This is a genomic window from Robertmurraya siralis, assembly GCF_005502275.1.
GTDB classification, from domain to species: domain Bacteria; phylum Bacillota; class Bacilli; order Bacillales; family Cytobacillaceae; genus Robertmurraya; species Robertmurraya siralis.
In genome coordinates, this window is record NZ_SWLZ01000048.1 from 1 (window position 1) to 3147 (window position 3147).

Genomic DNA, 3147 nt, shown 5'->3' on the forward strand with positions numbered 1-3147 from the left:
CACGGCCATTAACTAAGGTAATAGAAAAATGAACACACAAAAATAGAGAAAGGTGAATTTGAGTACCCTCAAATTCACCTTTCTCATTATTTGAAGCTAGTTATGTCCCAGCTCCTTTTTAACGCTTTCAATAAGTCGTCTAGTTTTAACAAACATAAGGTAACAGAGCTGTTGCTCTTGGCTTGAAAGAATGTACTGCAATGAGCACGAATAGAACAATTCGAAGATTGTGCCCCCAAAAAATTTTTTTGTCGCTCATAGTGAAGGAATAGTGGGCGGAAGCAATGCTGATAAAGGGACGATTTCCGCTTGTCTTTCGTATTCTGGTAAATACGTTTTAAGCGCGCTTACGACCCGTTCTCCGGTAACGCCAACATGTCCGATTGCAATTAATTGTGCACGATGATCAAGCCTCTCGACTAATTTTGAAGCTTGACGATATATATGTCTTTCTGAATAGATATGATCAAAGAACATATCGTTTTCAAGATAAGGCACAGATAATTCTTCGGCGATTTTCGGGATAACGCTTTTTTCTGCTGTTTTGCTATCAAGGTAGTAAAGATTGTTTTCTTTGCATACCTCAAGAATGATCCGCATGACTCTTTCATCTTCAGTTGCTTTTGATCCCATATGGTGGTTCATACCAACTGCAAAAGGAACATCCTTAATTGCTTCTTCGACTCTTTTCCTGATTTCTTCATCACTCAAATCTGTTGTAATGGCACCAGGACCAAGCCAGCTTTTCTTTCCTTTCTTCGGTTCCATTGGCAAGTGAATGATCACTTCATGCCCTTTTTCATGTGCGAGCTTTGCATCTTTTTCTGTTGTTGATAAAAAGGGCATAATTGCAACTGTCAATGGGACGGGGAGTTCAAGCATTTCTTTTGAGCCTTCCATATTATTGCCAAAATCATCAATCACAATGGCCAATTCTTTTTTCTGCTGTTCCCCCGGTGTCGCTTGAGTAATTCCAGTTAATGCATAAAAAATTAAGAATGGAATTAATACAATGATCCGCATCCTTCGTCACTTCCTTAAATTTTGATTAAAGTGTCTTTTATAAGATTTCGCAAATGATAACCTTTCATCCAAGGAAAGTGGTGTTTTGATAAAAGACGGTATTGAACTGCTATTTTCTAATAGAACTGCCTTAATAATTTCAAGAGATGATTGTAAATTCAAAAAATAAAGTATATGATAGTATTGGATATAGGGTTAATGCTCTAATCTATTTATGTGGCAATGTGCGATTTTGATGATAGAGGTAATGTTTCCTTAGAATATGAATGCAAGGAATTAAGCCAAAATAAGAGGTAGTTACCTGCTACCTTTATTTTGGTTTTTTTTATTTATTCTGCTATACGATCGTCGAGATATTTTTAGAGTTGGATAATTGAAAGGATGGATTTAATGAGGAATGGAATTTCACAAATGTATAAAGATTCATTGGCTCAATTTATCAGTATGAATACCGACAGTGATTTCTCCATTTTCTCAGAGGATTCGGATCCATACTTTATCATTAATATGTCAGGTGAAATTGTTTATACGAATAATGCTTGTCAAACCTTTTTAGGATATTCAAAACAAGAAATGCTGCAATTGGAACTGAAAGATGTCTGCTCCTATACGGAGTTAAATTTAACGCAGACGTATTTTCTCAGAGATGATCGAGAAAAGTTAACCAGTTTTTATGTGCAAATAATGAAACGGAACAAAGAGTTTATTGATATTGATGTTACCTGTTTTCCTATTTTGCAAAATAAAACTGTCATTGGTACATATGTTGTTTTTAGAGAGGCGCAAGATTTAGTCGTCCAACAAAATAAGAATTATAGTACGATTATGGAGCATTCTCCGGAATCTATTGTTATTGTAAAAGGAAGAACGATAGTTGATGTAAGCAATGTTGCTCTTTCAATGATAGGTGCAAGATATAAGAAACAATTAGTCGGTGAGAGCTTCCACTTGCTTTTAGATCCAGATTCAATAGAAAATTTCTATAAAAAACTTGTTCTAATAGAAGATGGGGGTATACCGGATCTATTTGAGCAGAGAATGCTGACAATGGATAGACAATTATTAGATGTGGAAATAAAAGTTCTGCCCACAATTTTTAACGGAGAACGGGCATTTCACTTAATTATTAAAGATATAAGTGAATATAAAAAATTAACGAAAATTTCGGAGAAACAAGCTGTTGCCGGACAGCTAGCAGCAGGAATTGCCCATGAAATTAGAAATCCAATTACAGCAATAAAGGGATTTTTAAAATTAATCAGAGTTGAACAAGAGAAGCCAAGTTCCTATTTTTCAATTATCGAATCAGAAATCGAGAGAATTGAAGTAATTTTAAGGGAATTGATGGTTCTGGCAAAACCTTCGGATTTAAAATATGAACGTTTATGTATTGATTCGGTCATAAAAAAGGTTTTAACGTTGATGGAATCGCAAGCATTGTTGAACAGCATAGAGGTTGAACAGAATCTTCTATTTTCAAATATCCATATTTCAGGTGATGAAAATCAATTAAAGCAAGTATTTGTTAATTATATAAAAAATGCAATCGAAGCAATGCCACACGGCGGAAAATTATTAATTGAAGGCATTCAATGTGGCGAAAAGGTATGTATTAGAATTGTAGATGAGGGGGGAGGAATTCCTCCAGAAGTACATGCTCGAATTGGAGAACCGTTTTTTACCACGAAGGAAAATGGAACAGGTCTAGGAATGATTGTCAGCAGGCAAATTATTAAAGAGCATAAGGGCAATCTCCATATTTTTAGCAGCAGCGAAGGCACGCGAATCGAAGTGACTTTTCCCTGCTATCATTAAATAGTACAACTATTTGCTCAGTTGCATAAAAGATGGTAGAATATTAGTGTCTAATGTCTAGCTGTCATTAGAATGTTTATAATTTATTGTTAAATTTATAAAATAATAACGTATTGTTCGGTAAATGGAAGAAACAATTTGTTGTCTTAACCATGGCCTAACTTCTTTTTGGAGAAGTTAGGCCTTTTTTTAATGGTTTAGAAAACCCCTGGCTATGCCGGGGGTTCCAGAGAGCTTAAAGCGTGGTAACAAAAAAACCTCACTTCATGGTAGGATAAAGTTGGTTTCCCGACCACTTTATCTCACTCA

The 3147-nt window shown here is 35.2% G+C and carries 2 protein-coding genes; one reads left to right on the forward strand and one right to left on the reverse strand.

The features are described from left to right. Nucleotides 1-255 precede the first annotated feature (255 nt). Nucleotides 256-1023, reverse strand: a complete 768-nt coding sequence (locus FCJ93_RS24515; protein WP_095309538.1) for a divergent polysaccharide deacetylase family protein — start codon at nt 1021-1023, stop codon at nt 256-258. 390 nt (nt 1024-1413) lie between these two features. On the opposite strand from FCJ93_RS24515, the gene FCJ93_RS24520 reads away from it, so the two are divergent. Beyond that, nucleotides 1414-2838, forward strand: coding sequence for an ATP-binding protein (locus tag FCJ93_RS24520; protein WP_170211411.1), 1425 nt, complete (start codon nt 1414-1416; stop codon nt 2836-2838). Nucleotides 2839-3147: the final 309 nt, after the last annotated feature.